Annotated in this window: 27 protein-coding genes; 20 read left to right on the top strand and 7 right to left on the bottom strand. The window is 57.0% G+C overall.

Features of this window, described 5'->3' with window-relative positions; all coding sequences use genetic code 11:
* Positions 1-38: 38 nt before the first annotated feature.
* The 4 genes from gyrB to dnaA all read right to left on the bottom strand — a co-directional run bounded on the left by gyrB (position 39) and on the right by dnaA (position 6,306).
* Entirely contained in the window at positions 39-2,426 is a 2,388-nt protein-coding gene (gyrB, locus tag ACYQ8E_RS12165; protein ID WP_066722418.1) for a DNA topoisomerase (ATP-hydrolyzing) subunit B, read from the bottom strand.
* A gap of 16 nt (positions 2,427-2,442) precedes the next feature.
* Positions 2,443-3,531 (bottom strand): DNA replication/repair protein RecF, encoded by a 1,089-nt coding sequence (recF, locus tag ACYQ8E_RS12160; protein ID WP_082820080.1) that lies wholly within the window; start codon positions 3,529-3,531, stop codon positions 2,443-2,445.
* A 69-nt stretch (positions 3,532-3,600) separates the two neighbouring features.
* Complete coding sequence (dnaN, locus tag ACYQ8E_RS12155) at positions 3,601-4,719, bottom strand: DNA polymerase III subunit beta (protein WP_459861051.1); 1,119 nt, start codon at positions 4,717-4,719, stop codon at positions 3,601-3,603.
* Positions 4,720-4,950: 231 nt separating this feature from the next.
* On the bottom strand, positions 4,951-6,306 hold the full coding sequence (dnaA, locus tag ACYQ8E_RS12150) for a chromosomal replication initiator protein DnaA (RefSeq protein ID WP_066729553.1): 1,356 nt from the start codon (positions 6,304-6,306) through the stop codon (positions 4,951-4,953).
* 318 nt (positions 6,307-6,624) lie between these two features.
* Here dnaA and rpmH point away from each other — a divergent pair, with 318 nt between their 5' ends.
* The 17 genes from rpmH to ACYQ8E_RS12065 all read left to right on the top strand — a co-directional run bounded on the left by rpmH (position 6,625) and on the right by ACYQ8E_RS12065 (position 21,469).
* The gene (gene rpmH / locus ACYQ8E_RS12145) at positions 6,625-6,777 is read left to right on the top strand and encodes a 50S ribosomal protein L34 (RefSeq protein ID WP_066729552.1); all 153 of its coding nucleotides are present in this window, start codon (positions 6,625-6,627) and stop codon (positions 6,775-6,777) included.
* Between the two features lie 19 nt (positions 6,778-6,796).
* A complete protein-coding gene (rnpA, locus tag ACYQ8E_RS12140) occupies positions 6,797-7,165 on the top strand; it encodes a ribonuclease P protein component (protein WP_459861050.1) in 369 nt (122 codons plus the stop codon).
* Positions 7,162-7,374 carry a membrane protein insertion efficiency factor YidD gene (gene yidD / locus ACYQ8E_RS12135; protein WP_197463682.1) on the top strand — a complete coding sequence of 71 codons (213 nt, stop codon included), beginning with the start codon at positions 7,162-7,164 and terminating at the stop codon, positions 7,372-7,374. Before rnpA ends, yidD begins: the two co-directional genes overlap by 4 nt.
* A 35-nt stretch (positions 7,375-7,409) precedes the next feature.
* Positions 7,410-9,020, top strand: a complete 1,611-nt coding sequence (yidC, locus tag ACYQ8E_RS12130) for a membrane protein insertase YidC (RefSeq protein WP_082820437.1) — start codon at positions 7,410-7,412, stop codon at positions 9,018-9,020.
* A gap of 80 nt (positions 9,021-9,100) precedes the next feature.
* Positions 9,101-10,474 carry a tRNA uridine-5-carboxymethylaminomethyl(34) synthesis GTPase MnmE gene (mnmE, locus tag ACYQ8E_RS12125; protein ID WP_066729546.1) on the top strand — a complete coding sequence of 458 codons (1,374 nt, stop codon included), beginning with the start codon at positions 9,101-9,103 and terminating at the stop codon, positions 10,472-10,474.
* Positions 10,475-10,537: 63 nt separating this feature from the next.
* On the top strand, positions 10,538-12,388 hold the full coding sequence (gene mnmG / locus ACYQ8E_RS12120) for a tRNA uridine-5-carboxymethylaminomethyl(34) synthesis enzyme MnmG (protein WP_066729910.1): 1,851 nt from the start codon (positions 10,538-10,540) through the stop codon (positions 12,386-12,388).
* Between the two features lie 2 nt (positions 12,389-12,390).
* Complete coding sequence (gene rsmG / locus ACYQ8E_RS12115; RefSeq protein ID WP_082820436.1) at positions 12,391-13,044, top strand: 16S rRNA (guanine(527)-N(7))-methyltransferase RsmG; 654 nt, start codon at positions 12,391-12,393, stop codon at positions 13,042-13,044.
* A 246-nt stretch (positions 13,045-13,290) separates the two neighbouring features.
* On the top strand, positions 13,291-14,064 hold the full coding sequence (locus ACYQ8E_RS12110) for a ParA family protein (RefSeq protein WP_066729542.1): 774 nt from the start codon (positions 13,291-13,293) through the stop codon (positions 14,062-14,064).
* Positions 14,057-14,911: a ParB/RepB/Spo0J family partition protein gene (locus tag ACYQ8E_RS12105; protein ID WP_459861049.1), complete on the top strand. Its 855-nt coding sequence runs from the start codon at positions 14,057-14,059 to the stop codon at positions 14,909-14,911. Before ACYQ8E_RS12110 ends, ACYQ8E_RS12105 begins: the two co-directional genes overlap by 8 nt.
* Before the next feature lie 27 nt (positions 14,912-14,938).
* Positions 14,939-15,358 (top strand): bactofilin family protein, encoded by a 420-nt coding sequence (locus tag ACYQ8E_RS12100; protein WP_066729538.1) that lies wholly within the window; start codon positions 14,939-14,941, stop codon positions 15,356-15,358.
* Positions 15,359-15,537: 179 nt separating this feature from the next.
* Positions 15,538-15,963, top strand: coding sequence for a F0F1 ATP synthase subunit B (locus ACYQ8E_RS12095; protein WP_066729537.1), 426 nt, complete (start codon positions 15,538-15,540; stop codon positions 15,961-15,963).
* Positions 15,960-16,556, top strand: coding sequence for a F0F1 ATP synthase subunit B (gene atpF / locus ACYQ8E_RS12090; protein WP_231875359.1), 597 nt, complete (start codon positions 15,960-15,962; stop codon positions 16,554-16,556). Before ACYQ8E_RS12095 ends, atpF begins: the two co-directional genes overlap by 4 nt.
* On the top strand, positions 16,553-17,095 hold the full coding sequence (atpH, locus tag ACYQ8E_RS12085; protein ID WP_066729536.1) for an ATP synthase F1 subunit delta: 543 nt from the start codon (positions 16,553-16,555) through the stop codon (positions 17,093-17,095). The genes atpF and atpH overlap by 4 nt, the downstream gene beginning before the upstream one ends.
* Before the next feature lie 9 nt (positions 17,096-17,104).
* Positions 17,105-18,613, top strand: a complete 1,509-nt coding sequence (gene atpA / locus ACYQ8E_RS12080) for a F0F1 ATP synthase subunit alpha (protein WP_066729534.1) — start codon at positions 17,105-17,107, stop codon at positions 18,611-18,613.
* Positions 18,614-18,640: 27 nt separating this feature from the next.
* Positions 18,641-19,507, top strand: coding sequence for an ATP synthase F1 subunit gamma (gene atpG / locus ACYQ8E_RS12075; RefSeq protein ID WP_066729532.1), 867 nt, complete (start codon positions 18,641-18,643; stop codon positions 19,505-19,507).
* A gap of 57 nt (positions 19,508-19,564) precedes the next feature.
* On the top strand, positions 19,565-20,971 hold the full coding sequence (gene atpD / locus ACYQ8E_RS12070) for a F0F1 ATP synthase subunit beta (protein ID WP_066729530.1): 1,407 nt from the start codon (positions 19,565-19,567) through the stop codon (positions 20,969-20,971).
* Between the two features lie 84 nt (positions 20,972-21,055).
* Positions 21,056-21,469 (top strand): F0F1 ATP synthase subunit epsilon, encoded by a 414-nt coding sequence (locus ACYQ8E_RS12065; protein WP_066729528.1) that lies wholly within the window; start codon positions 21,056-21,058, stop codon positions 21,467-21,469.
* A 71-nt stretch (positions 21,470-21,540) separates the two neighbouring features.
* On the opposite strand, the gene ACYQ8E_RS12060 is transcribed toward ACYQ8E_RS12065, so the two are convergent.
* Complete coding sequence (locus ACYQ8E_RS12060; RefSeq protein WP_066729524.1) at positions 21,541-22,269, bottom strand: FadR/GntR family transcriptional regulator; 729 nt, start codon at positions 22,267-22,269, stop codon at positions 21,541-21,543.
* A 93-nt stretch (positions 22,270-22,362) separates the two neighbouring features.
* Here ACYQ8E_RS12060 and dinB point away from each other — a divergent pair, with 93 nt between their 5' ends.
* Positions 22,363-23,568 carry a DNA polymerase IV gene (dinB, locus tag ACYQ8E_RS12055; RefSeq protein ID WP_066729522.1) on the top strand — a complete coding sequence of 402 codons (1,206 nt, stop codon included), beginning with the start codon at positions 22,363-22,365 and terminating at the stop codon, positions 23,566-23,568.
* On the opposite strand, the gene ACYQ8E_RS12050 is transcribed toward dinB, so the two are convergent.
* Positions 23,527-24,300, bottom strand: coding sequence for a sugar phosphate isomerase/epimerase family protein (locus ACYQ8E_RS12050; RefSeq protein ID WP_066729517.1), 774 nt, complete (start codon positions 24,298-24,300; stop codon positions 23,527-23,529). The two genes, dinB and ACYQ8E_RS12050, sit on opposite strands and share 42 nt — an antisense overlap.
* Positions 24,293-25,306: a potassium channel family protein gene (locus tag ACYQ8E_RS12045; protein WP_066729516.1), complete on the bottom strand. Its 1,014-nt coding sequence runs from the start codon at positions 25,304-25,306 to the stop codon at positions 24,293-24,295. Before ACYQ8E_RS12045 ends, ACYQ8E_RS12050 begins: the two co-directional genes overlap by 8 nt.
* Before the next feature lie 159 nt (positions 25,307-25,465).
* Here ACYQ8E_RS12045 and ACYQ8E_RS12040 point away from each other — a divergent pair, with 159 nt between their 5' ends.
* Together ACYQ8E_RS12040 and ACYQ8E_RS12035 are read left to right on the top strand one after the other, a co-directional pair.
* On the top strand, positions 25,466-26,176 hold the full coding sequence (locus tag ACYQ8E_RS12040; protein ID WP_066729515.1) for a GntR family transcriptional regulator: 711 nt from the start codon (positions 25,466-25,468) through the stop codon (positions 26,174-26,176).
* Between the two features lie 142 nt (positions 26,177-26,318).
* The gene (locus ACYQ8E_RS12035; protein WP_066729514.1) at positions 26,319-26,885 is read left to right on the top strand and encodes a YfaZ family outer membrane protein; all 567 of its coding nucleotides are present in this window, start codon (positions 26,319-26,321) and stop codon (positions 26,883-26,885) included.
* Positions 26,886-26,902: the final 17 nt, after the last annotated feature.

The raw sequence follows: 26,902 nt of genomic DNA, 5'->3' as shown, positions 1-26,902 counted from the left end.
CACCATCAGCCATTCGCCGTGCCGCACGTCCCGTCAGGTTAAATATCGAGGTTGGAAACGTTCAGGGCGTTGTTTTCGATAAACTCCCGGCGCGGCTCGACCTGGTCTCCCATCAGCACGGTAAAGATTTCATCGGCTTCCACGGCGTCTTCGATCTTGACCTGGAGCAGGACCCTCTTCTCCGGGTCCATGGTCGTCTCCCAGAGCTGTTCCGGATTCATCTCCCCCAGTCCCTTGTAACGCTGGATATATTGTCCTTTTTTGGCACGGTCAAGGAAAAATGAGAGCAGGTCCTGGCGATCGGTGATGACGGCCTCTTCCTTCCCTTCGCTCGAAACCAGGGCTCTCTCGTCGATACAGAGATCCTCGACCAGGCGATAGGCCTGGAGCAGCAACTTGTATTCGTGGGAGGAGAGATGTTCGAGAACGGTCTGGTCAATGCGGGCCCGGACGTTGCCAAGGGTGAAGAGGATGCGGGCCGGTTCTTCGAAAACCTGGAAACTGGCGCGGGGTTCGATCGCCTTCAATTTTTCCGCCAGGGGGTTGAGGTCCGCCATATCTGCAAAGCCGTTAAAGACTTTTCCTTGGACGAAAACCTTTAACACTTCGAGATTTACCCCCTTGTGGAGCATCTTTTCAAAATGGTTGTTGAAATCGATGATGTTGCGCAAGGTCGGAATAATCTGCTTACCGCGCATGACCTTGCCGCTCTTCTCCATCTGCAGGGTCATTCCCTCTACCCCTTCACCCAGCAGGTAATCGAGGAGGCCGGCTTCGTCCTTCAGGTAAATCTCCTTCTTGCCGCGCTTGGCCTTGTAAAGCGGAGGCTGGGCAATGTAAAGGTGGCCACGCTCGACCAATTCCACCATCTGCCGGAAGAAAAAGGTGAGGAGCAGGGTACGGATATGCGATCCGTCCACGTCGGCATCGGTCATGATGATGATGCGGTGGTAGCGCAGCTTGGACAGATCAAAATCATCCTTGCCGATACTGGTTCCCATTGCCGTGATCAGGGTCCGGATCTCGTTGGAGGTCAGCATCTTGTCGAACCGTGCTTTTTCGACATTAAGGATCTTCCCCTTCAGGGGCAGGATCGCCTGGTAGCGGCGGTCCCGTCCCTGCTTGGCGCTGCCGCCGGCGCTATCACCCTCGACCAGGTAAATTTCGCACAGGGACGGATCTTTTTCCTGGCAATCGGCGAGCTTTCCCGGCAGGGAGAGGCCATCGAGGGCACCCTTGCGGCGGGTCAGGTCCCGCGCCTTGCGCGCCGCCTCCCGGGCCCGCGCCGCCTCAATCCCTTTTTCAAGAATTTTTCGGGCAACCTGGGGGTTCTCTTCGAGGTAGGTGGCAAGTTTTTCGTTCAACAGCGACTCGACCTGCCCCTTGACCTCGGAGTTGCCGAGCTTGGTCTTGGTCTGGCCCTCGAACTGGGGGTCCTGGATTTTTACCGAGATGACGGCGGCCATCCCCTCGCGCAGGTCATCGCCGGAAATGGTCGCCTTCACGTTTTTGAAGAGATTGTTGGCGGTGGCGTAGGTGTTCATGGTCCGGGTCAGGGCCGCCTTGAAACCGATCAGGTGGGTGCCACCTTCGTGGGTGTTGATGTTGTTGGCAAAAGAGAAGATTTTTTCGTCGTAGCCGTCGTTGTACTGGATGGCAATCTCAATCTCCATCCCTTCCCGTTCCCCTTTGCAGAAAATCGGCTTGGCATGGAGCGGGGTTTTGGCGCGGTTGAGATACTCGACAAAGGAGGAGATCCCCCCTTCATAATGGAAATCGTGGCGCTTTTCGCTGCGCTCGTCGAGGATGTGAATCAGCACCCCACCGTTCAGAAAGGCGAGTTCACGCAGGCGCTGGGAGAGGGTTTCAAAGGAAAATTCCGTTGTTTCAAAAATCTGGGGATCGGGCCAGAAGGTGATCTTGGTCCCTCGCTTGATGGTTTCACCGTCCTCCAGCAGCGGTCCGGTCGGAACGCCCCGTTCGTAACTTTGGCGGTACACCAGGTTGTTGCGGCGGATTTCCAGATCGAGGCGAGCAGAGAGGGCGTTGACAACCGAGACACCGACCCCGTGCAAACCACCGGAAACCTTGTAACTGTCGCTATCGAACTTGCCACCGGCGTGGAGAACCGTCAAAACGACCTCGGCGGCGGGCTTCTTCTGGGTCGGATGCATCTCGACCGGAATTCCCCGCCCATTGTCCTCAACGGTCACCGAGCCATCCAAGTGAATCACCACCGAAACTTCATCACAATGTCCGGCCAGGGCTTCGTCGATGGAGTTGTCGACCACCTCGTAGACCAGGTGGTGCAAGCCAAGCGGGCCTGTCGATCCAATATACATGGCCGGACGCTTGCGTACCGCGGATAGTCCCTCAAGGACCTTGATGCTGTCCGCTCCATATTCTTTCTGTTTAATTTCGGTCATTTCATCCTCGATCTGGTTATGCGGGTTCCAGGGATCCGGCGTGAATTTGGAAGGTGCGGGCCTGGTTAAATCCTTCTTTCAGTAACGGTTGGAGATCGGTGGTGGTTATAAAAACCTGGCCTTTGCGGGCCAGCAAAAATCGGAAAAAAAATTCCTGGCGTTTATGATCAAGTTCTCCGGTCAGGTCATCCAGCAGCAGGATCGGCGATTCCCCGGTAAGGCCCTCAAGGTCCAGGATCTGAGCTGTTTTGAAGGCGAGCAGACAGGAGCGCTGCTGCCCCTGGGAGGCAAACTGGCGAACCGGTAAACCATCGACAATAAAGTGGGGGTCATCCCGATGGGGGCCTGCCAGGGTATTGCCAATACGACGCTCCAATTCAGCCTGCTGGTCGAATGAGAGGGTCAGTTCATGCTCCAGCTTTTCAAGGTTGGAATCCCCTTCGCGGTAAACCAGTTCAGCCACTTCCCGCTGCCCGCAAATCTGGTCATAAATTTCCTGGAAATGAGGGAGCAGGCGCTGGACAAACAAAAAACGCTGTCGTCTGATTAAAGCACCGCTACGAACCAGGCCGGCTGTCCAGGGTTCTATTTCAGTTTCGCCGCGCTGTTCTTTTAACAAACGGTTACGCTGGCGCAGAATTCGATCGAATTCCTGAGCCAGTGAGAGGTAAGCAGGGTCCGTCTGAAAAATTGCCCGGTCGATCAGGTTTCTGCGGCCGGCCGGAGCGCCTTTAACCAGGGCCACCTCTTCGGGTGCAAACAGAATGGGTCGCAGGCAACGAAAAAAGCTCTCCGGGTTGGTTACCCTTTTGCCGTTTAACTGGGCTTGTTTTCCCTTGGAATCGATGCCGATCAGTAGGGTATTGGAGACCCCCGCGGCGACGGTTTCCCCTCGGATCAACGCTCTTTCGTGCCCTTTTCTGATTAAATCCTCATTTTGGCTGCCGCGAAAACTTTTTAAAGTACCCAGCAGGTAAATCGCCTCCAGAAGATTGGTTTTACCCTGGGCGTTTTCTCCCCAGAAAATATTAAAAACAGGATCAGGGGCAAGATTGGTTAAATCAATATTTCTAAAATTAACAAGATGCAGACTTTTTAGGATCATGAACAGGTGCCCGTCATGAAAAAAGCCTTCTTAAAAGGCTTTTTCTTAAGCATCAGTGTCGCTACCTATTTACAGGCGCATTGGCATGACCACAGCCTGATAGGATTTGTCTTCTTCCGGTTGAAGCAAACCAGGAGAGAGATTATCCCGCAAATAAAGAACGATCCGTTGTTGAGTCTGAACCTGGAGGATGTCCATCAAATAACGGGCATTGAAGCCAATCGATATTTCAGGTCCTTGATAAACAACTTCCAATTCCTCCCTTGCATCACCAAGTTCTGGATTTGATGAAGAAATTTCTAAAATATCGTTTTTCAAAAGAAGTTTAACTCCTTTTGATTTTTCACTTGAAAGGACAGCCATTCGGCGCAATGCGTGAAAAAATAAATCACAGGAAATTGTAGCTGTGTAATCATTGTTTTTTGGAATAACTCGATTGTAATCAGGGAATTCCCCATCAACCAAACGCATTACAATAATGGTTTGGTCTTTTCTAATTACTGCATTGTTGTCCATAAAACCAAGATGAATATCACTTTCACCTTCTTCCGCCATTTTTCGTAGTTCCAATATTCCCTTTCGAGGGAATATTACTCCTTTTTTCAAATCAATAATTTCCTGATCTGAAACTTTTTTTTCTATTAAAGAAAGTCTATGTCCATCCGTTGCTACCAGACGAAGTAAATTTTCATTTTCGTTATTATTAATTTTAAAATAGATGCCATTTAAATTGTATTTACTTTCGTCCATTGAAATGGAGAAAGAAGTTTTTTCAATCATCTCTTTAATTATGGAACTTTTCAGAGATATAAATTGTTCTTTTTCAGGATAAGGAAAATACGGAAATTCATCTGGGGAGAGACCTACAATATTAAAAAGAGCTTTTCCGCATCTTATTTCTATCCAGCAGTTATCTTTTGCGAGAAAAGATACTTCCCGTTCCGGCAATTCTTTTACAATTTCAAATAATTTTTTCGCCGCCACCGTCACTTTTCCGACTTTGGAAACCCTGGCGGGATAGGTCGCACGAATCCCCACCTCCAGATCAGTCGCTGTGAGGAGAATACCCCCTTCATCAGCCTCAATGAGGACGTTGGCGAGAATCGGGATGGTATTTCTCTTTTCAACGATTCCCTGGATTCGAGCCAACCCCTTAAGAAAAACTTCCTTTTCGATAGTGAATTGCATATCGGCTCTCCTGTACACAGGACCTATAGACTAATAAAAATGATTTTAAAAAATAGCAGCAGTAGTATATGCCTGTGGATTTGTTGATGTCCAGTTCTTACACGCCTTGCGACTGGGTTTGTGCCTGTGGATAAGGTCCGGCTGTTAAACCGGCTTATCAAGGAAGAGGATAATAATTGAAAATAACGGTCATTTTATCCCCAGGTAACCCCGGCTGGGTCCACAGGTTATCTATTGGCTTAGGGTATTTTTAATGGCTGTCAAGGCACTTCGCAACTGGAGATCTTCAATCATGGCTTTTTCAATTTTTTTTATCGCATGGATTATCGTCGAGTGATCCTTGCCACCAAATTTTTCTCCGATATCGGGATAGGACATGGAGGTCATCTGGCGGGAAAGGTACATGGCCACCTGGCGAGGGAGGACCAGGGTTTTCAGTCTTTTTGGGGATTTCAAGTCGGCAATCTTAAGACCGTAATGACTGGCTACCGCTTTTTGAATTTCCTCGACCGTTAATTCCCTGTTTTTTTCTACCAGAATGTCTTTTAAAACCTCCCGGGCCATTTCCAGGGTCACCTTGGTTGAGGTCAGACTTGCAAAGGCGCCGATACGGATCAGAAAACCTTCCAGTTCGCGAACGTTGCTGCTCACCGAGTTTGCCAAAAATTGGGCTACATCTTCGGGTAAATCAATAAAATTGCTTTCAGCCTTCATTTTAAGAATTGCCAACTTTGTTTCAACATCGGGGGACTGAATATCTGCAATCAAACCCCATTCGAAACGTGATCTTAAGCGTTCTTCAAGGCCGGGAATCTCTTTCGGGAATTTATCGGAAGTGACTACAATCTGTTTATGGGACTCGTACAAAGAATTGAAAGTATGAAAAAACTCTTCCTGTGTTCTTTCTTTTCCAGCAATAAATTGAACATCGTCAATTAAAAGGACATCCATTGATCTGAATTTATTTCTGAATTCATCCATTTTTGCATAACGGAGTGAATTTATTAATTCATTCATAAATTTTTCAGAAGTATAGTAACAAACCTTCATTTCCGGGTTGCGGCTCAGAATTGCATTTCCTACCGCATTTATGAGGTGGGTTTTTCCCAGCCCAACCCCTCCATAGATAAACAGTGGATTATAAGTAGTTGCCGGGTTGTTGGCCACTGCCCGGGCGGCTGCATAGGCGAACTGATTTGAAGAACCGGAAACAAATTCATCAAAAACATATTTCGGGTTCAGATTATAGGAACCGTTCCACTCGCGTGGTAAGGTCTCCCTCACCGGTTCAACCGGTGAGGCGGGGTTAACCTTTTCATCCTTCGACTGGTGATTTCCTTTTTCTGGCAGGCTTGCAATCTGGAAGGTTATTTTATAGGAGACGGCACCAATCTGGGATACCGTTTCCTGAATCAGGCGGGCATAGTGGTCCCTTATCCAGTCAAAGAAGAAACGGTTGGGAACCTCGAGGATCAACAGGTCTTTTTTCAGGGATACAAATCGGACAGGTTTAATCCATGTCGAGAAATGCTGCGGATTAAGGGTCTTCTCAAGATGAGAGACTGTTTCTTGCCAGAGCTTGTTCATGGACATACCGAGGGAAAATTTAACGCCGGGGAATTGCGAAAAAAACCAAATAAAATAATCTTATCCACATACTTATAAACACTTGTGGATAAAAATATTTCTTGTTCTTCCCTGACCAGTTAAAAGGTAAAAAACAGCTGATTTCGTGGGGATTTCAAGCTAACAGAGGAACTTCCCGTTTGCAAGCAATTTTTGGCTCAGCGGGGTAGGTAGGGAGTCGCAGAAGCAAAACCATCTTGACTTAACGTCAAAATTATGGTTAGTAGTGCCCTTTGACAAAAAACACCGATAAAAAAAACAGAACGGGAGAATAATTTCATGAGTAAGCGTACTTATCAGCCGAGCCGGGTCAGCAGAAAACGGACCCACGGTTTTCGCAAGCGGATGCAGAGTAAAAATGGCCGTATTGTTATCAAGCGCCGGCGTGCCAAGGGGCGGAAAAACCTGGTCGTGACTATCCCCAGCAAATAATTCAAGCAGATCTTCTGTTTTGACGACGCCACGCACCTCTGGCTTCGGGCCAGGGTTAAGACTTCGCCACTCCCGTGATTTTTCAAGGTTACGACAGGGTGGTCGAAAAATTCACACCAGACATTTCGTCATTTATCTTCTGACCAGGCCAGACGGTTCATGCCGTCTTGGCCTGACGGTCAGTCGAAAAGTGGGTGGTGCCGTGCAGCGCAATGCCCTGAAGCGCTTCCTTCGGGAGTGGTTTCGACTGACAATTGGTGAACTGCCCCCCCATACCGATATTTCCGTTGTTGCCCGAAGTAATGCCGGAAATCTCGGCTTTTCCGATATTCGTGAGGAATTGAAATGCTTGGCCCATCCGGGAAGCTGCCACGGGGGCCAACCATGATAAGGTGGTGCATCGTTTTTGCGATTCGCTTCTACCAGCGATTTTTATCTCCCCTTACCGGACCGTCCTGTCGTTTTTATCCCAGTTGTTCCAGTTACACCCTTGATGCTGTGGTCAAGCATGGCTCGGGCCGTGGTCTGGTGCTCGGTTTCTGGCGAATCTGTCGTTGCCATCCCTTTCATCCCGGAGGTTACGACCCTGTTCCCTGATTGGGTTTTACCGTCCTTTCCGGAGATTGCTTCCCATGGAAAATAAAAACACGATAATTGCCGTCGTCCTGATGTTGGTCGTCTGGGTCGGTTTTTCCGTTCTTTTTCCCCAGCAGCCCCCCCAACCGGAGTCCAGTACCACTTCCGGGGTGAAATCGGTATCGACGGAGAGTGCTCCACCTTCATCCTCTGCCGAACCGGCACCCATTCCCCCTCAGCCACTCCCAATCGTTCCCGACAGCCATGATGCTGTCCGGAATTTCACCGTTGAAAGCCCCCTTTATCGGGCTGTTTTTTCGAGTCGTGGCGGTGAGTTGATTGAATATACCCTCAAGGGGTTTCAAGAGACTACGGATCCCAAATCAGCCAATGTCGCGCTGGTTGTTCCGGGGCCCGGGAATGGGACCCTGCTGATCGGCGGGAGGGAGGCCTTGTCCCTTCCACCCGGGATGAACTTTCACAGCGACAGCCCCCCTTCCCTCCATCTCGATGCTGAGGGTAAAGCTACCCTTCACTTTATCGGCCAGACCCCTTCAGGGGCGATCCTCGAAAAGATCTTTGTCTTCCATGGGAACAGTTACGGCATCGACCTCGATGTCAAGGTTACCAATGGCGGCTCCAATCCTCTTCGGGGTGATCTGGTGCTGACACTTTTTCACCCCTGGGATCCGGAACAAGCTGGTGGGCAATACGACTATGTTGGCCCGGTCTCACTTGTTGGTGACAAGGTTGAAACGGCCAAGATCAAAGATCTTGCCGAGAAGCCCCAGTCCTTTGGGGCCGATACAGTCTGGACCGGCTTTGAAAATAAATACTTCATGAACGTCGGGGTCCCTCTCGCCGGGACGCTGGAGAAGGTATCGGTCTCGAAGACCAGCTCGGGGATCGAAAACCAACTTCAGACCCCATATATGATTCTTGACCCCGGCACCGGGCGAACCTTCTCCTATCTGCTTTATTTCGGGCCCCGGGATCTCGATGTCCTCAAGGGGCTTGACCATCAGTTGGCCAAGGCGATTGATTTCGGGTTTTTCTCCATCATTGCCACTCCCCTGCTTCACGTACTGAAATTCTTTTACTCTTTTGTCGGCAACTACGGGATCGCCATCATCGCGCTCACCGTTATCATTAAACTTCTTTTCTGGCCCCTTACCCAGAAGAGCTACGGCTCGATGAAGGCGATGCAAAAACTTCAACCGGAAATGCAGAAAATCCGTGAGAAGTTCAAAAACGACAAAGAACGCCTTAATCGCGAGATGATGGAACTCTATAAGACACACCGGGTCAACCCTCTCGGTGGGTGTCTCCCGATGCTGGTCCAGATACCCGTATTCTTTGCTCTTTATAAGGTTTTACTCTCCTCTATCGAACTTCGGCATGCCGAATTCGGTTTTTGGCTGACCGATCTCTCCGCCAAGGATCCCTACTACATTACCCCGCTGATTATGGGGGTAACCATGTTTGTTCAGCAAAAGATGAGCCCCAGTACCATGGATCCGACCCAGGCCAAGATTTTCATGTTGATGCCGGTGGTTTTTACCTTCCTCTTTTTGAATTTCCCCTCGGGTCTGGTTATCTACTGGCTGGTAAACAACCTCCTCACCATTCTTCAGCAATACTTTATCAATCGTAAACCTGCGGCTTGAATCCCGTTTCGGTTTTCGAGGGTGTTCCTGGATTAACACCCGCAGTCTTCGGCTGAACGGAGTGATTCGGGCAGGGACCCATGCTTAAGCGCGGTGGAGATACGATTGTCGGTCCGGCCACCCCTCCTGGCGAGGGGGGGGTGGCTATTATTCGTCTTTCCGGTAGTGACGCTGAAACCCTTCTGCGCCGCTTCTTCGTTCCATCCGGCAACAACTGTCCCTTCTCTTCCCATCATCTCTATCATGGTCACATTTTCGATCTGGATGGAGAACCGGTCGACGAGGTCCTGGCCGTCCTGATGCGTGCTCCGCGCACCTTTACCCGGGAAGATGTGGCCGAGATCCACTGTCATGGTGGACCCATCCTGGTCGGACGGATCCTCGACCTGCTGGTGGACGGTGGCGCCCGCCTCGCCCAGCCTGGCGAGTTCACCTTTCGTGCCTTTCTCAACGGTCGCCTTGATCTGACGCGCGCCGAGGCCGTTATCGACCTCATCAAGGCGCAGTCAGCCGCTGCCGGGACCCTCGCCCTGCGACAACTGGATGGGGAACTTTCCCGGCAGCTTTTCAAATTTCGCCAAATCCTCCTCGGACTCCTCGCCGAAACGGAGACCTTGATCGATTTCCCGGAGGAAGACATTCCCCTCCCCTCCCTGCAGCGCCTTGAAGAAGGGGCGACCTCCGTGGCCAGGGAGATGGGTGAAATGTTAAAGGGATTTGCCGCCGGTCGAGCCTTAAAGGAGGGGCTTTCCCTGTTGATTCTCGGTCCTCCCAATGTCGGCAAGAGTTCCCTGCTGAACGCCCTCCTCGGGGAGAGCCGCGCCATTGTCACCGATATCCCCGGGACCACCCGGGATACGATCGAAGAACCCCTGGTCATCGGTGGGTTTCCGCTCCGGGTTATTGATACCGCCGGGATCCGGGAGAGTGAGGACCCGGTCGAGGTGGAGGGGGTCCGGCGCACCCTTGCCAAGATTCGCGGCGCCGACCTTGTGCTTGTCGTCGTTGACGGGAGCCAACCTCGGGGGGGGGATGATTTAAAGTCCCTTGAAGCGTGCTCCGGAAAGCCGGTTCTCCTGGTTGTCAACAAGGCTGACCTGGGGACCCTCCCCCTCGCTCCCCCCTGGCGCGAGCTCCCTGCCGTCGTTGTCTCTTCCCACACCGGGGCTGGACTTGATGAGCTGGGATCCCGTATTGTTGGAATAGTCGGCGGGCCACGAGGTATTGATGTCGAGGGGGGTGTGCTTCTATCCGACCGGCGCCACCGCGAGGCTCTGGTTCGGTGTCAGCGTGGGCTTGAGGCTTTTCTGGAGGGGGTATCCCACTCCCATGATCCTGAGCTCCTTGCGCTTGAACTTCGGGAGGCCCTCTCTGCGCTCGGCGAGATTACCGGGGAAACCACCCCGGAAGAGGTTCTGGCAGTTATCTTTTCCAGGTTTTGTGTCGGCAAGTAGGGTCGTGTTTCACGTGAAACAGGATCCTTTTGGGGAGATCGTTTTGTGCGCCTAGTATCCACCTTGGGTCAAGACTATCAGGTGATTGTCGTCGGTGCCGGTCATGCTGGTTGTGAGGCGGCGTTGGCGGCGGCACGTATGGGGTGTCGTACGCTGTTGCTGAATTTGGGGCTTGATGCGGTCGCGCAGATGTCCTGTAACCCAGCAATTGGTGGCCTCGCCAAGGGGCACCTGGTGCGTGAAATCGATGCTCTGGGTGGGGAGATGGCCCGGGTTATTGATGCGACGGGGATTCAGTTTCGAACCTTGAATACCCGGAAGGGGCCAGCGGTGCGCGCCTCCCGGGCCCAGGCGGACCGCCATCGGTATGCGGCCCAGATGAAGCGGGTGGTCGAATCCCAGGAAGGTCTCGACCTGAAGCAGGGAGCGGTGGTCCGGTTGCTGGTCGAGGCGGGCCGGGTAGTGGGAGTAGAGACGCGCGACGGGGTGGTGTTTGCCGGCCGGACCGTGGTTCTGACCACGGGAACCTTTATGCGCGGCCTGATTCATGTCGGCCTCAACCATTATCCCGGTGGACGCGCAGGGGAGCCTCCTTCGGAGGGGTTGTCCGATGACTTGCGGGTCTTGGGATTGACGGTCGGTCGTCTGAAGACCGGGACACCGGCACGCCTCGATCGTCACACTATCGACTTCGCGCGCCTTGAGGCCCAACCGGGAGATTCTCCCCCGCGCCCCTTTTCCGTCGACACGGAGCGGATTCAGCTCCCCCAGGTCCCCTGCCACGTTACCTGGACCAGTGCGCAGACCCATGACCTGATCCGCGCTGGGCTCGATCGTTCCCCCCTCTACAGTGGGGTCATCGAGGGGGTTGGTCCGCGCTATTGTCCTTCGATCGAGGACAAGGTCGTGCGTTTCCCTGAGAAGGAGCGGCATCAGATTTTCCTGGAGCCGGAAGGCCTCGACTGTGCTGAGGTCTACCCCAACGGCGTATCGACATCCCTGCCGGTCGATATCCAGCAGGCATTCCTGCGTTCGATTCCTGGTCTCGAGCAGGTCGAAATCATGCGCCCTGGCTACGCGATCGAGTATGATTTCGTTGACCCTGGCCAGTTGCAGCCGACCCTGGAAACGAAAGCGATCGAAAACCTTTACCATGCTGGCCAGATCAACGGGACATCGGGCTATGAGGAGGCAGCTGCACAGGGATTGCTCGCCGGTATCAACGCGGCCTTGCGGGCCCGGGGGGAAGCGCCACTGGTTATTGGCCGCGATGAGGGCTATCTGGGGGTGATGGTTGATGACCTGGTCACCCTGGGGACCAGGGAGCCCTACCGGATGTTCACCTCGCGGGCGGAGTATCGCCTGTTGTTGCGGGAAGATAACGCTGACCAGCGACTCACGCCGATCGGACGGCGCATCGGGCTGATCGGCGACCGCCGTTGGCAACGCTTTGTCGCGCGTCAGGATGCCTTGGCGGCAGGCCGGGTCCGTTTGAGCAGCCAGCGCTTGACACCGGGGGACCAGGCAGCGGCCGCACGCCTCGCCGTGGAAGGCCTGCATAATGCTCTCACCCTGGAAGAGTTGTTGCGCCGTCCCCATATCCATATCGAGGATCTGCTCTTTCTGGATGACGAACTGGCGGGCCTCGACCCGGGGCTTTTGGAGGCGCTCGAAATCGGAGTCAAGTATGCGGGTTATATTCGCAGGCAGGTTGACCAGGTGGAGCGTTTCCGGCGGACCGAGGATGTGCAGATTCCAGCCGGCTTCGCCTACCGCGGGGTTCCCGGGCTGTCCACGGAGATCCAGGAGAAACTCGAGGCGGTGCGTCCGTTGAGTCTGGGGCAGGCAGCACGGATTCAGGGGGTGACTCCGGCGGCAATAGCGATCTTGTCCGTACTGTTACGGCGGGGTTAGTCGTGGATTTGACGCAACTGCTGGAGCGATCCCTGTTGGGGGTCGGGGTGGTTTTGCCGCTTCCGGTACGGGCAGATCTGTTGCGCCTCCAGGAAGAACTGTTGCGCTGGACGGCACGGGTGAACCTTACGGCAATTACCGATCCGGAGGAGGCGCTGGAGAAGCACCTGGTTGATTCCCTGACCATCCTGGGGGATATCGACCAGACTGGCCGCCTTCTCGATCTGGGCTCGGGCGGGGGATTCCCGGGCCTGCCACTGCGTTTGGCCGCGCCAGGGTTGCGGGTCCTCTCGGTCGATGCCGTTCTGAAGAAGATAACTTTTCAGCGTCACCTGGTGCGGCAGTTGGGTCTCGACGGTTTTGTCGCCTGGCATGGTCGAGCCGAGGAAGTGCCGCAGCGGAGCGATCTGGGGGCGGGTTTCGATCGGGTCGTCTCCCGGGCCTTTACCTCCCTGGAGCAGTTTGTGCGCCTCGCCCTCCCCTGCCTTGCCCGGGATGGCAGAATAATTGCCATGAAGGGGGCCGAGGGTGAAGGTGAGTTGCGGCAGGCTGAACCGGTTCTGGCGGAGCTTGGCCTGGTTCCCATCGAATGTCGCATGTTGACCTTGCCGGTGAGTGGCGCTCGACGAACCGTGATCGTGCTTGGGCGCTTTTGACCACAAGATATGGCGTGCGGTTGAACTCCCACCCCAAAATCTGGAAATTCTCTAGAACTCCCCGATATTAGAATGTTTTTGGGGGCTTTTTGCTTTGCGGGCCAGGGGGTTTATGGTAATCTTGGGCCCCGCTGTCCAAGCGGTTCCGTCGCAAAGAAATCCCCAGATCTGAACCCGCCGGGACCTCCTGGTGGTATCCCGCGGCCTGCTTCCGAGAGAGGTTCGCGTCCGATAAGAGGTAGAGCGTTGGGCCAGATTCTTGCCATTGCGAATCAAAAAGGGGGGGTCGGAAAGACAACGACTTCGGTCAATCTGGCCGCCTCCCTGGCCGCCGCCGAAAAGCGGACGCTGTTGATTGACATGGATCCCCAGGCGAATGCCAGCAGTGGTCTCGGTGTCGATAAGCAGTCTCAGGAATTGACCATCTACAACGCCCTGCTCGGTGAGGCGAGTGCCCGCGATGTGCTGATCCATAGCAAATTGCCTTGCCTCGATATTCTGCCCGCCAACACCGACCTGATTGGCGCCGAAATCGAGCTGGTCAGCGCCCTGGCCCGGGAACAGAAACTCAAGAGTGTTCTCTCTGAAGTCCGTGATGACTACGACTACCTGATCATCGATTGTCCCCCTTCGCTGGGTCTCTTGACGGTCAATGCATTGACCGCGGCCGATGCGGTACTGATTCCGTTGCAATGCGAATTCTACGCGATGGAGGGTCTGAGTCAGTTGATGCAGACCATTCGCCTGATTCAGAAGGAGCTCAACCAGGGGCTCCAAATCCGCGGTATCGTACTGACCATGTTCGACAGCCGCAACAACCTCTCGCATCAGGTCAGCGAAGAAATCCGTCGGCACTTCGAGGATCAGGTTTTGAAAAGCGTTATCCCGCGCAATGTCCGTCTCTCCGAGGCGCCAAGCCACGGCCTGCCGGTCCTGCTTTACGATATCAGCTCCCGCGGCGCAACCGCCTATCTGGAGCTGGCGCGGGAAATTATCGAAACGGGGAAATCTCATGGCTAAACGACCGGCGCTCGGCAAAGGGATCGGCGCCCTGCTCAGCTCTGCTTCCCATGAAGGGGGGCGGAAGTACTTTCTCTGCCCGATCGAGGAACTCAAGCCGCACAGCAGGCAGCCCCGCAAGACCTTTGATGACGGCAAGATGGCCGAACTGGTTGCTTCGATCCGGGAAAAGGGGGTCATTCAGCCCCTTGTGGTTCGCCAGCTCGGCGACCATTACCAGATTATCGCCGGTGAACGCCGTTGGCGTGCTGCCCAGAAGGCCGGACTGCGGGAGATCCCGGTGGTCATCCAGGATGTTTCCGAAGACTGGGCGCTGGAAGTGGCCCTGATCGAAAATATCCAGCGGGAGGACCTCAACCCGATCGAGGAAGCCGAGGCCTACCGGAACCTGATTGAAAGTTTCGACCTCTCCCAGGAGGAGGTCGCCAAGCGGGTCGGCAAGGATCGCTCCACCGTCGCCAACGCCTTGCGCCTGTTGCGACTTCCCGACGTGGTGCGGGAAGATGTCCTCGCCAACCGCATGTCGATGGGACATGCCCGCGCCCTCCTCTCGCTGGAAGAGGAGGAGGATCTCCTTGAGGCCCGGCAGCAGGTGGTGCATAAGCACCTCTCGGTCAGGGAAACTGAGGCCCTGGTCAAGCGCATCAAGAGTATCGTTGCCGGCGAGCGCCCCAAAGCCAAGGAGACCTCTCCTGACCCGCAGCTGGTTCATCTTGCCGGCGAATTGAAGCGGGCCCTCGGAACCCAGGTGAAGATCATTCCGCGGGGAAAGGGCGGGAAGATCGAAATCAGCTATTTCAACCCGACCGACCTTGACCGCTTACTCGAAGTTCTGAAAATTTCCTGATCGGCCGTTACGGCGGGACATCTCTCCATGTGGACCAACAAGGGCAAGGGGATTATGCGTAAAGAATCGATAGAGAAGAGCGAAATTAAAGCGTTTCTTGGCCCTGGAAGTCAGTTTGAGGGCAAGCTGCTGTTCAACGAGATTGTTCGTCTCGACGGAACCTTCCGCGGCGAGATCAATTCGCGGGACACGTTGATTGTCGGCGAATCGGCCGATGTTCAGGCGGAAGTGACCGTCGGCACCCTGATACTGAGTGGCAGCTTCAAGGGGAACATCAAGGCCAGCCAGCGGGTCGAGCTCCGCTCTCCGGCGCGGGTCGAGGGGAATATAGAAACCCCGGTCCTGGTGGTGGAGGAGGGGGTCCTGCTCAATTCCACCCTGGTGATGAAGACCCCGGATGGGGGCGCAGATGGCGCAAAGGGGCAAGCGGTCGCACTCAAAAAGTGATCTGGAACCAGGTCCCCAATGGCCGGCCGTGACCCCGCTGTGGGCACAAAAGACCTTGACTTCACCCTGTTCGTATGTTAGCTATCTCCTGTTTTGCCCTTCTGGGGCATTTTTAACCCCCGGGACGGCTGTATACAGTATACCGAAGGCCGAAGGCCGGTTTGGCGAGAGGTGTCGTAGTGATCAATATTGACTGGACTATCTTACTGCAGTTCTTCAACTTTGTGGTGTTGATGTTTGTTCTGAACATCATCCTCTATCGGCCCCTGCGCGCCATCCTTGCCAAGCGCCGGGAGGCTATCGAGGGGAACCACGCCAAGGCCAAGGAACTTGCCGGGCAGATCGATGCAAAGATGGCGGCCTACCAGGAGCAGTTGCAGGAAGCCAAGCTGAAAGGGGCGCAGGAAAAGGCCCAGTTGAAGAAGCAGGCAGCAGGCCAGGAGGCCAAGATTCTCGGCGCCGCGCACGAAGAGGCCAATGCTCATCTGCAACAGATCAAGGGCCAGGTCGCGACCGAGGCGGCTGCAGCGCGTTCGGCCCTGAAAAAGGAAACCGATAGCCTGGCAGGCATGATTGCCGGCAAGGTTCTGGGGAGGGCACTGTGAAAAGTCTGCTGCCACGCAAGGGCATGATTGCCACACTCGCTGCCGTCCTGGTTGTGGCCGCCGCGAGCGTCGCCCTGGCCGCCGGGGGTGAAGGACACCACGTAGACGGTGGGGTATTGCTGAAGGATTTCCTCTATCGCTGTCTGAACTTCGCGATTACTCTCGGCCTGCTCCTCTATTTTGTCACCAAGCCGTTGCGCAAGGGGCTTGCCGGGCGCCGCGAGGGGATTGAAAAGGCCCTCGCCGAGGCCGAGCAGGCACGTCAGGAGGCCGAAGCACGCTTCGCCGAATACGACCAGAAGCTGGCCAAGGCCGCCGGCGAGGTTGATGCCATCTATGCCGAAATTCGCCGTGAAGGCGAGCTGGAGAGCAAGCGGATCGTCGCCAACGCCCAGGAGATGGCGGAAAAGATCAAGGCCGAAGCCAAGCGGAGTGCGGCCCACGAAGTCGCGCGGGCCCGGGTTGAGCTGCAGCGCGAAGCCGCGCAGATGGCCGTGGCGATCGCCGAGGACCTGTTGAAAAAAAGCTTCTCTGCGCAGGATCAGGACCGCCTGGTCAATGAATACATGCAAAAGGTAGGAGAACTCCATTGAGCGTCAGTGCGATTTCCCGCAGGTACGCCAAGGCGATGGTCCGGCTTGCCTCTGAGCAGAACCAGATCGAACGTTTTGGCGAGGAGCTGGGGCAGTTCAACGCCCTGTTGGCCCGGGAGGATCGGCTGCGGCTGATCCTTGAAAGCCCCTCCTTTCCCATGGACCGGAAGACGGCGATCCTCGAGGATCTGCTCGCGAGTCTGCAACCCACGGCAACCGTGAAAAACTTTCTCGGCCTGCTCCTGGAAAAAGACCGGCTGCAGTACCTGGCGTTGATTACCGGTGATTACCGTGCCCTGGCCGATGAATTGTCCGGCATCGTACGGGCCCGGGTGACGGCAGCAGCGAGCCTCAGCGCGGAGCAACGCCAGGCCATCGGCAAATCGCTGCAGCAGCAGACCGGCAAGCAGGTCGAGCTGACGGTGGCGGTCGACAGTTCCCTCCTCGGAGGCCTTCAGGCAGAAATCGGCGGCCGGCTCTTTGACGGCAGCCTCAGGACTCAGCTGAATCGAATTGAAGATACCTTAAAGAAGGGGTGAGAAGGTCTTATGGAAATCAGAGCCGAAGAAATCAGCGCAATTATCAAGAAGCAGATCGAGAATTTCGGTCGCGAAGTCGAAGTCAGCGAGACCGGAACGATCATTTCCGTCGGTGACGGTATTGCCCGTATCCATGGCCTCGACAAGGCGATGGCCGGCGAACTCCTCGAGTTTCCGGGCAACATCATGGGCATGGTCCTCAATCTTGAGGAGGACAATGTCGGTGCCGCGATCCTCGGTGAAGCTCACCACATCAAGGAGGGCGATACCGTCAAGCGCACCGAACGGATCGTCCAGGTCCCGGTCGGCGACGCCCTCGTCGGTCGCGTCGTCGACGGCATCGGTATTCCGATTGACGGGCTCGGCGATATCAAGAGCAATGATTTCCGCCAGGTTGAAATCAAGGCTCCCGGCATCGTTGCCCGTAAGTCGGTTCACGAACCGATGCAGACCGGACTGAAGGCAATCGATGCCATGGTGCCGATCGGCCGCGGCCAGCGCGAACTGATCATCGGCGACCGCCAGACCGGCAAGACCGCCGTTGCCGTCGATACCATCATCAACCAGAAGGGGAACGGCGTCGTCTGTATCTACGTCGCCATCGGTCAGAAGCGTTCGACCGTCGCCCAGGTCGTCGACAAGCTCAAGCAGCACGGCGCCATGGATTACACCATTGTCGTTGCCGCGACCGCTTCCGACCCGGCTCCGCTGCAGTTCATCGCTCCTTACACCGGCGTCACCATGGGCGAGTTCTTTCGCGACAACGGCAAGCACGCCCTGATCATCTACGATGACCTTTCCAAGCAGGCCGTCGCCTACCGCCAGCTCTCCCTGCTGCTGCGGCGTCCGCCGGGACGCGAGGCCTTCCCCGGCGACGTCTTTTACCTCCACAGCCGGCTTCTCGAGCGTGCCGCCAAGCTCAACGACGACCTTGGCGCCGGCTCCCTGACCGCGCTGCCGATCATCGAGACCCAGGCCGGTGACGTCTCGGCCTACATCCCGACCAACGTCATCTCGATCACCGACGGCCAGATCTTCCTCGAAACCGACCTCTTTTACTCGGGCGTGCGTCCGGCGATCAACGTCGGCCTCTCGGTCTCCCGCGTCGGCGGCAGCGCCCAGGTCAAGGCGATGAAGCAGGTCGCTGGCACCCTGCGGCTCGCCCTCGCCCAGTATCGCGAGATGGCCGCTTTCGCCCAGTTCGGTTCCGACCTTGACGCCGCCACCCAGCGCCAGCTCAACCGCGGCGCCCGCCTGGTCGAAATCCTCAAGCAGGGGCAGTACAAACCGCTGCCGGTGGAGCGCCAGGTCATGGTCATCTACGCCGCCAACAACGGCTTCATCGACCAGTACCCGATCAGCGCCATCGGTCGTTACGAGGCCGAACTGATGACCTTCATCGACAGTAAGCACGGTCAGTTGCTCAGCGACCTGAAGGCGAAGATGGCGATCGATGCCGACCTTGAAGGCCGTATCAAATCCGCCCTGGAGGAATTCAAGGGACAGTTCGCGGCTTAATCAAACGCACGCAAAGGGTTTGAACAGATGGCTAATCTGAAGGATATAAAAAAGCGCATCACCTCGGTCAAGAACACCCGGCAGATCACCAAGGCGATGAAGATGGTCTCCGCCGCCAAGTTGCGGCGGGCCCAGGAGGCGGTGGTCGCCGCCCGTCCCTACGCCAAAAAGATGCAGGATGTTCTTTCCAGCCTCGCCATGCGGGAGGATGCCGATGGGCACCCGCTGTTGATGGAGCGTGGCAAGGGACGGGCGCTGGTGCTGCTCTTGACCGCCGACCGCGGTCTCTGCGGCGGCTTCAACGGCAACGTCAGCAAGGCTGCCGAGCGTTTCATCAAGAGCAACGAGGCCGGATACGAAGGCTACGACCTGGTGATCGTCGGCCGCAAGGGGCGCGAGTACCTGAAGAGCCGGGCTGGTCTTACCATCACCAAGGTCCATGAAAACCTGACCGGCAGCATCTCCTACAGTACCGCCGCCCTGATCGGGCAGGAGATCATCGACCAGTACGTTGCCGGCAGCTACGATGCGGTCTTTTTTGTCTTCAACGCCTTCCGCAGCGCCATTTCCCAGGACGTGACCATCGACCAGCTCCTGCCGATCGTCCCCAAGGTGGTGGAGGCGAATGAGCAGGTGGTCGATTACATCTACGAGCCGAGCCGTGGCGAGGTTCTCGACCAGATTCTGCCCAAGCACATCGAGGTACAGATCTTCCGCGGCCTGCTCGAGTCGGTGGCGTCCGAGCACGGGGCGCGCATGAGCGCCATGGACAGCGCCAGCAAGAATGCCTCCGAGATGATCGGCAAGCTGACCCTGCAATACAACCGGGCGCGCCAGGCCGCAATCACCAAGGAGCTGATGGAAATCATTTCCGGTGCCGAATCGATTAAATAACTTCAGCAAATAAACGTTTTACACCTGACGCGGGTGGAAAAAGGAGGACGGTTCACCATGAATAAAGGCAAAATCACCCAGGTTATCGGACCCGTTATCGACGTGGAGTTCGAAGCCGGCAAGCTCCCCGAGATCTACTACGCCCTGAAGATCACCAACCCGGCCCTCGGTCCCGGGGAAGGCAACCTGGTGGTGGAAGTCGCCCAGCACCTGGGCGAGAATACCGTTCGCGCCATCGCCATGGATTCCACCGACGGCCTGGTTCGCGGCCAGGAGGTAATCGACACCGGCAAGCAGATCGTCATGCCGGTCGGTCGCAAGACCCTCGGCCGCATTCTTAACGTCATCGGCGAGCCGGTCGACGAGATGGGTCCGGTCGGCAACGAGCAGGAGTGGGAAATTCATCGTCCGACCCCCGAGTTTGTCGATCAGTCGACCAAGGTCGAGGCCTTCGAAACCGGCATCAAGGTGGTTGACCTCCTCGCCCCTTACGCCCGTGGCGGCAAGATCGGCCTGTTCGGCGGCGCCGGGGTCGGCAAGACCGTTCTGATCATGGAACTGATCCACAACATCGCCAAGCAGCACGGCGGCTTCTCGGTCTTCGCCGGCGTCGGCGAGCGGACCCGCGAGGGGAACGACCTCTGGCACGAGATGAAGGATTCGGGCGTTCTCGACAAGGCCGCCCTGATCTACGGCCAGATGAACGAGCCGCCGGGAGCCCGTGCCCGCGTCGCCCTTTCGGCCCTGACTGTCGCCGAATATTTCCGCGACGAGGAAGGCCAGGACGTGCTCCTCTTCGTCGACAACATCTTCCGTTTCACCCAGGCCGGTTCCGAGGTCTCGGCGCTGCTCGGCCGCATCCCCTCGGCGGTCGGTTACCAGCCGACCCTTTCCACCGAGATGGGCGAGCTGCAGGAGCGCATCACCACCACCAACAAGGGGTCGATCACCTCGGTCCAGGCGATCTACGTTCCGGCTGACGACCTCACCGACCCGGCCCCGGCGACGGCGTTTGCCCACCTCGACGCCACCACGGTGCTTTCCCGGCAGATCGCCGAGCTCGGCATCTACCCGGCCGTCGACCCCCTCGACTCGACCAGCCGCATCCTCGATCCCCAGGTTGTCGGCGAGGAGCACTACAAGGTCGCCCGTGACGTGCAGTACGTGCTGCAGCGCTACAAGGACCTCCAGGACATCATCGCGATTCTCGGTATGGACGAACTTTCCGAGGACGACAAGCTGGCTGTCGCCCGGGCGCGGAAGATTCAGCGTTTCCTCTCCCAGCCGTTCCATGTCGCCGAGGTCTTCACCGGCTCCCCCGGCAAGTACGTCGAACTCAAGGACACCATCCGCGGCTTCCAGGATATCGTGGCCGGCAAGTACGACGACATCCCCGAACAGGCGTTTTACATGGTCGGGCCGATCGAGGAAGCCCTCGAGAAGGCGAAGAAGCTGGCGGCATAATTTATATCGGGCAGCTGGCCAGGAGTGGACTCCCGGAGAACTCCGGATTCCACCCTTCTGGCCCTCAGCCGAAGGTATTCATACATGGCAGAGAAACTCAGATTGGAAATGGTCACCCCCTACAAGCAGGTCCTCTCCGAGGAGGTCGACGAGCTCACAGCGCCCGGCAGCATCGGTGAATTCGGCATCCTGCCGGGGCATACCCCGATGTTGACCACCCTCAAGATCGGTGAGCTCTCCTATCGCAAGGGGGACGAGCTGTTCCACGTGGCGGTGAACTGGGGTTACGTGGAAGTCGAAAATGATAGCGTTACGGTACTGGTGGAGACCGCTGAGCCGGCCGACCAGATCGACCTGGCCCGGGCGAAAGCCGCCCTTGGGCGGGCCGAGGAGGCGCTCAAGCAGCTCTCCTCCGAGGACAAGGATTTCCTGGTGATGCAGGCCGCGCTGGAGCGGGCGATGATCCGGATTCAGGTGGCCGGGAAAAAAGGTCACTGATCCTTTTCCAGGTAGAATTAAAAAGGGCGGCTCCAAATGGGGCCGCCCTTTTTTTTCTCTGAATTGGGAACTCAGCTGCCGAGGCCGGCGTTGAGGATCTTATCGATTTTGGTATCGACGGCGGAGAGGTGCTCAAGCATCATCAGCCGCGCCCGCTCCGGATCGTGGTCGGCAATGGCAGCGTAAATCGATTGGTGCTGGCGACAGAGGAGCTGGACATCCCCCTCCCGCTGGTTGAAGTCGACCAGAGAGAGGCGCAGGGAGGCATAAAAGAGGGAATGGATGCTGGTCAGAACGTGAATCTGGATGGTGTTATGGGATGCGGCGCTGATGGCGGAGTGAAAACGGGCATCGAGGTCCGAATCCCAGACCCCCTTCGCCGCCTTTTGGGTCATTTTGCCGACCAGCTCCTGCAGCAGCGCGAGGTCCTTGGCATCGGCCCGTTGCGCGGCGAGGCAGGCTGACCAGCTTTCGAGCCCCTTGCGAACCTCGACCAGGGCCGGTAGCAGGCGCGGGTCGGCTTCGACCATCTGCGAAAGGGGATCGGCCAGGCTGGTTTCGGCGAGGGAGCGGACATAGGTCCCACCGCCCTGGCGCGCCTCGACCAGCCCCATGGCGTCAAGAACCATGATCGCTTCCCGCACCGAAGGCCGGCTGACGCCAAGCATGGCCGACAGCTCCCGTTCCGAGGGGATGCGATCCCCGGGTTTAAGGTCCCCCTGGGAAATCATCTCGCGGATCTGCTCGACGATCTCCTCGGAGATCTTTTTGGGGCGAATCGGTTGAAAGACAACGGTCATGCCAGCACTCCACGGTAGAATGGTAAGACCGGTTTCTAGCACGCAGCGCGCCAAAGGTCAAGTTGAGCGCTGGCAAAAGGGTGAATTAGGCGCATGGCACGACAAATTCTGCACGCCGATATGGATGCTTTTTATGCCGCGGTGGAAGAGCTGGATGATCCGACCCTGCGCGGTCTTCCGATCATCGTCGGGGGGGATTTGCGGCGCGGGGTGGTCAGTGCCTGCTCCTATCCGGCGCGCCGGTTTGGGGTCCATTCCGCCCTGCCGATGGCAATCGCTCTGCAGCGCTGCCCGCAGGCCGTTGTTCGGCGGGTGAGAATGGCACGGTATCAGGCCGTTTCGCGCCAGGTCATGGAGATCTTTGGGCGCTTTACCGATCGCATCGAAGCAATCTCCATCGACGAGGCTTTCCTCGATGTCACCGGGTGCCAACGCCTGCTGGGGTCTGCTGCCGAGATTGCCACTCGGATCCGCGCCCAGGTCCGGAGCGAAATCGGCCTGGCGGTCAGTATCGGCATCGCACCGAACAAGTTTGTCGCCAAGCTCGCCTCCCAGAAAGCGAAACCGGACGGCCTGCTGGAGATCCTCCCGGAAAATCTGGACAGGTTTCTGGCGCCGCTGCCGATTGCAGAGCTCTGGGGCGTGGGGCGCGTGACCGCGGACCGCCTGCAGCAACTCGGGATCTTCAGCGTTGGAGACCTGCGCGATTACTCGGAAGCCCAGCTCGTGGCACAGCTTGGGCCGAGCGGAAAACAGTTGCAGCAGCTCGCCCGGGGTGTGGATTCACGCCCGGTGCAGCCCACTGAGGGTGTCAAGTCGGTAAGTCACGAGACGACCTTCAGTTACGACCGGCCGGATCTTGCTGGCATCGAGGAGGAACTGCACCTCCTCTGCCAAAAGGTCACCGAGCGGATGCGCCGCTACGGGTTGCGGGGGCGTCGGGTAACCCTCAAGCTGAAATACGGTGATTTTACCGCCATCACCCGCAGTCAAACCCTGCCGGAAGGGATCGATAACGGGGGAGACCTGTTGGCTGTTGGCCGCCAGCTGCTGGCAAAGACCGAGGCCGGAAAGCGGCCGGTGCGGTTGCTGGGGATTGGCCTCTCCGAATGGGAGGGGAGAGCAGCGCAGCAGGAACTCTTTGCCGGCGACGACAGGAGTAGCCGAAAACGGGAGCTGGACCGGGTGGTTGACCAGGTGAATCAACGCTTCGGGCGCGGGCGGGTTGGCCCAGCCAGCCTCCTCCATCGAGCCCGCTCAACGCCGGAGGAAGGGGGCGACTCCAGCGATGGAGCGTAGCAGAGCCTGCCGGTCGTGGGCTTCGAGGGTCATGGTCGGTGCCACCGGGAGGTTGGCGACCAGTGCGAAGAGACGGCGGAAATCGATAACCCCTTCGCCGACCGGAAGATGATCGTCGAGCGAACCATGATTGTCATGCAGGTGAAGATGGATCATGTGTGAGCCGAGGGCCGCGAACCAGATCTCCAGGGAGGTCTCCCCGAAGAGTTGCCAGTGGCCGATATCGAAGCAGTGCCCGAATTCAGGGCTGTCGATAGCATCGAGTAACGCGACCAGGGTCGCCGGCCGCACCTCGAAAATGTTTTCGAGAGCGATCCGCAGGTCGGCCTGACGGGCGATCTCCAGCAGCGGCGGCCAGAATTCGAGGGACTGCTCGAGCCAGAGATGTTCCTGTCCACCATATTTCCAGAACTCATACCCGGGGTGAAAGACGACGACGCGGGCGCGGAGCCGGGCAGCTGCTTCCAGAGTCTGCTGGTAGCGCTGGGCGGTGACAGCCCCGACCCGTGGCTCGAGCGCGCCGGGATTGAGGTCATGAAACGGCCCATGAACGGTGACGGCGAGCTTGGCAGCGGCCAACCGCTCACCGGCCAATTCGAGGGTTTTGGCCGGGATCCGGTCAAGGTCGGGACCGCGGAACGCGATCTCGGGCTGGAGCCGTTGTTCGAGAAGATAGTCCAGTTCAGCTTCCAGCAGCCGGGCCGGAAGGTGAACATGCAGCCGCTCAGGCATGAGAGCCCTCCCGGGTAGCGATCGATTCAAGATCCTGAATGGCTTTAGGTTCGCCGAGAGTAATCAGCACGTCCCCGGCCTGAATCAGGGTGGCTGGCGCCGGGTTGAAAAGCATCTGGCCGTCCCCCTTCTTGATGCCGACGATGATGATGCCGAGATCCTTGCGGACCCCGGAGTTAACCAGCGACTTCCCGACCAGGGCCGAGTCCGGCGCAACACGGATCTCTTCAAGCTGCAACTCAAGGTTGCGTCCCGCCGTAGCGATTTCAATAAAATCAACTACTGAAGGGCGCAGCACCGCCTGGGCCATTCGCGATGCGCCGATGGTATAGGGCGAGATGACCTTGCTGGCACCAGCGCGGCGCAATTTCTTTTCCGAGCCCTCTTCCCCCGAGCGGGCGAGGATAAACATATCCGGGTTGAGCCCGCGGGCGGTCAGGGTGATGTAGACGTTTTCCGTATCCGAGGTGACTGCGGTGATCAATCCTCTGGCCCGGAGGATGCCGGCGGCCATCAGCGTTTCGTCGTCGGTGGCATCGCCGCGCACGAAGAGGATCCCGTCGTCGCTCAGTTTTTCGCAGAGCAACGGGTCCTTCTCGACGACCACGAAGGGGATCGGTTTGGCCGCAAACTCGCGGCAGATCAGGGTTCCGATCCGGCCATATCCGCAAACAATGTAGTGACCGCTCAGTTTGTTGATCTGTTGTGCCAATTTTTTTCTCCCCAGGATGCGACGCAGCTGTCCTTCGACCATGATCTGGATCAGGCTGCCGATGGAATAGGCAATAATACCTGCTCCGAAGATGATCAGCAGGATGGTGAAGACTTTTCCGGGCGGCGAGAGTTCGTGGACTTCCTTGAACCCGACGGTCGCCAGGGTGATCACTGTCATGTAGAGGGCGTCGAAGCTGGACCATCCTTCGATGAGGACATAGCCGAGGGTGCCGAGGCCGATGACACCGATCAGAATGGAGAGGGAAAACCGTAGATTGCGGACTGGATCCATAAGCGCTCCGGGGGCCCAAAGTACCGGGATAATAGCTGCGTAAACGCTAAAAAGCAAGGAGTTCTGCTGATGTGCATCGCTGGATGGGGGTGAAAAATGCTTGACAACTTATGTATACTGTATACAATTTCCCAAATTCAGTGTTATGGAGCCCTGGCTGTGAAAAGAAAACCGATAGAGCGGCACCAGACCCTCCGCGAAAAAATCCTCGAAACCATCCGTGAGGCAATCCTCAAAGGGCAACTGAAACCGGGGGAAAAGGTCGCCGAACCCGAACTTGCCGAGCGGTTCGGTATCAGCCGCACCCCGATTCGCGAAGCCTTCCGCCAGCTCGAGTCGGAGGGATACCTGACGGTCATTCCGCGTAAGGGGGCCGTGGTAACCTCCCTTTCCGAACGAGCCGTCGAGGAGTTCTATGCGATCAAGAGTATTCTTGAGGGTTATGCGGCGCGGATGGCGACGGACAACCTGACCGCCAGGGATATCGAGAAGCTCGAAACAATTAACGAGCGGCTTTCGCAGCTGGCCGCTGAAGGGGACGTGAAGACCTTTTTCAAGGTTCACAACGAGTTTCACGAACTCTTCATCAAGGCCGCGGAGAACGAAAAGCTGCAGGAACTGATCAACCAGATGATGCTCAAGTTCAACCGCCTGCGTTTGGCCTCCCTCTCCCTGCCGGGACGCATGGAAACATCGGTCCAGGAGCATAAGAAGATCATCGAGGCCTTCAAGAACAAGGATGGGGAGCGGGCCGACAACCTGGTTCGCAAAACCGCCAGCTACGGCGGGCAGGTTCTGATCCAGAGCATGGCCCAGGCCGAGGGAAGGCGGGTAGAGAAGAATATCCTCTCCCGCGTTATCGATATCTAGGCCCCCACCTTTCCCCTCCCCGTCCGCACCCCCCCTGCCGATTTTCAGCCCCCTGGTGGCGCTTGAATCTATAGACTGAATGTGGCATATTCCCCTCCAGAGAAACAGTTCGTCATCCTGAAAGTCTAGCAAGGAGGAATTCATGCATAAGCAGCTCGCCGGCCTGGTCATCCTATTACTTTTGGCCGGAACCGCCCACGCCACTTCCATCGATCTTGGTTTCAACAACGACAGCGCCCAGGTCTCTTTCAGCCAGCCGCTGGTTACGGACGAGCTCGGCTCCTCCCAGGTTGGCGCCCGTTTTCTCTACAACGACGGCGAGGAGACCAAGCTTTTATCTGGCGGCTTCGAATTTGTCGGCGAACCCGGCAACATTCCGGGATTGAAGGTGGGAGTCGGGGTCCAGGCCTATGGTGGCAGCGCCGACCGCAACCAGGATATTCTCGCCTGCGGTATTGGCGGCATGGTACGCTATGCACCGCCGGCGCTCGGCGGGGTCGCCGTCAGCGGCAAACTCTATGTGGCGCCGAAGATTTTTTCCGGCCTCGACAGTGACGGCCTGCTCGAAACCGCGGTCCGGGCCGGATTCAACGTGACACCCAAGGTGGAGGTCTATCTCGGCTATCAGAATATTCGCAGCGATTTTGGTCGCTATGATGTCTGGACCATTGATGATGACCTGCGCCTCGGTTTTGAAGCCCGCTTCTGAACCGAACCAGAGATGGC

Source organism: Desulfuromonas carbonis, assembly GCF_054658035.1.
The sequence above is the reverse complement of the archived record's forward strand: the minus strand, read 5'-3'. Positions and strand labels throughout refer to the sequence as shown.

What these genes read in the sequence shown, in the direction of transcription:
- ACYQ8E_RS12065 (WP_066729528.1), top strand. Translation starts at nt 21,056, where the DNA reads ATGGCAGAGAAACTCAGATTGGAAATGGTCACCCCCTACAAGCAGGTC.
- recF (WP_082820080.1), bottom strand. Translation starts at nt 3,531, where the DNA reads ATGATCCTAAAAAGTCTGCATCTTGTTAATTTTAGAAATATTGATTTA.
- ACYQ8E_RS12045 (WP_066729516.1), bottom strand. Translation starts at nt 25,306, where the DNA reads ATGGATCCAGTCCGCAATCTACGGTTTTCCCTCTCCATTCTGATCGGT.
- ACYQ8E_RS12050 (WP_066729517.1), bottom strand. Translation starts at nt 24,300, where the DNA reads ATGCCTGAGCGGCTGCATGTTCACCTTCCGGCCCGGCTGCTGGAAGCT.
- ACYQ8E_RS12035 (WP_066729514.1), top strand. Translation starts at nt 26,319, where the DNA reads ATGCATAAGCAGCTCGCCGGCCTGGTCATCCTATTACTTTTGGCCGGA.
- dnaN (WP_459861051.1), bottom strand. Translation starts at nt 4,719, where the DNA reads ATGCAATTCACTATCGAAAAGGAAGTTTTTCTTAAGGGGTTGGCTCGA.
- rpmH (WP_066729552.1), top strand. Translation starts at nt 6,625, where the DNA reads ATGAGTAAGCGTACTTATCAGCCGAGCCGGGTCAGCAGAAAACGGACC.
- atpG (WP_066729532.1), top strand. Translation starts at nt 18,641, where the DNA reads ATGGCTAATCTGAAGGATATAAAAAAGCGCATCACCTCGGTCAAGAAC.
- yidD (WP_197463682.1), top strand. Translation starts at nt 7,162, where the DNA reads ATGATAAGGTGGTGCATCGTTTTTGCGATTCGCTTCTACCAGCGATTT.
- yidC (WP_082820437.1), top strand. Translation starts at nt 7,410, where the DNA reads ATGGAAAATAAAAACACGATAATTGCCGTCGTCCTGATGTTGGTCGTC.
- ACYQ8E_RS12060 (WP_066729524.1), bottom strand. Translation starts at nt 22,269, where the DNA reads ATGACCGTTGTCTTTCAACCGATTCGCCCCAAAAAGATCTCCGAGGAG.
- ACYQ8E_RS12105 (WP_459861049.1), top strand. Translation starts at nt 14,057, where the DNA reads ATGGCTAAACGACCGGCGCTCGGCAAAGGGATCGGCGCCCTGCTCAGC.
- ACYQ8E_RS12100 (WP_066729538.1), top strand. Translation starts at nt 14,939, where the DNA reads ATGTGGACCAACAAGGGCAAGGGGATTATGCGTAAAGAATCGATAGAG.
- dnaA (WP_066729553.1), bottom strand. Translation starts at nt 6,306, where the DNA reads ATGAACAAGCTCTGGCAAGAAACAGTCTCTCATCTTGAGAAGACCCTT.
- mnmE (WP_066729546.1), top strand. Translation starts at nt 9,101, where the DNA reads ATGCTTAAGCGCGGTGGAGATACGATTGTCGGTCCGGCCACCCCTCCT.
- dinB (WP_066729522.1), top strand. Translation starts at nt 22,363, where the DNA reads ATGGCACGACAAATTCTGCACGCCGATATGGATGCTTTTTATGCCGCG.
- atpD (WP_066729530.1), top strand. Translation starts at nt 19,565, where the DNA reads ATGAATAAAGGCAAAATCACCCAGGTTATCGGACCCGTTATCGACGTG.
- gyrB (WP_066722418.1), bottom strand. Translation starts at nt 2,426, where the DNA reads ATGACCGAAATTAAACAGAAAGAATATGGAGCGGACAGCATCAAGGTC.
- atpA (WP_066729534.1), top strand. Translation starts at nt 17,105, where the DNA reads ATGGAAATCAGAGCCGAAGAAATCAGCGCAATTATCAAGAAGCAGATC.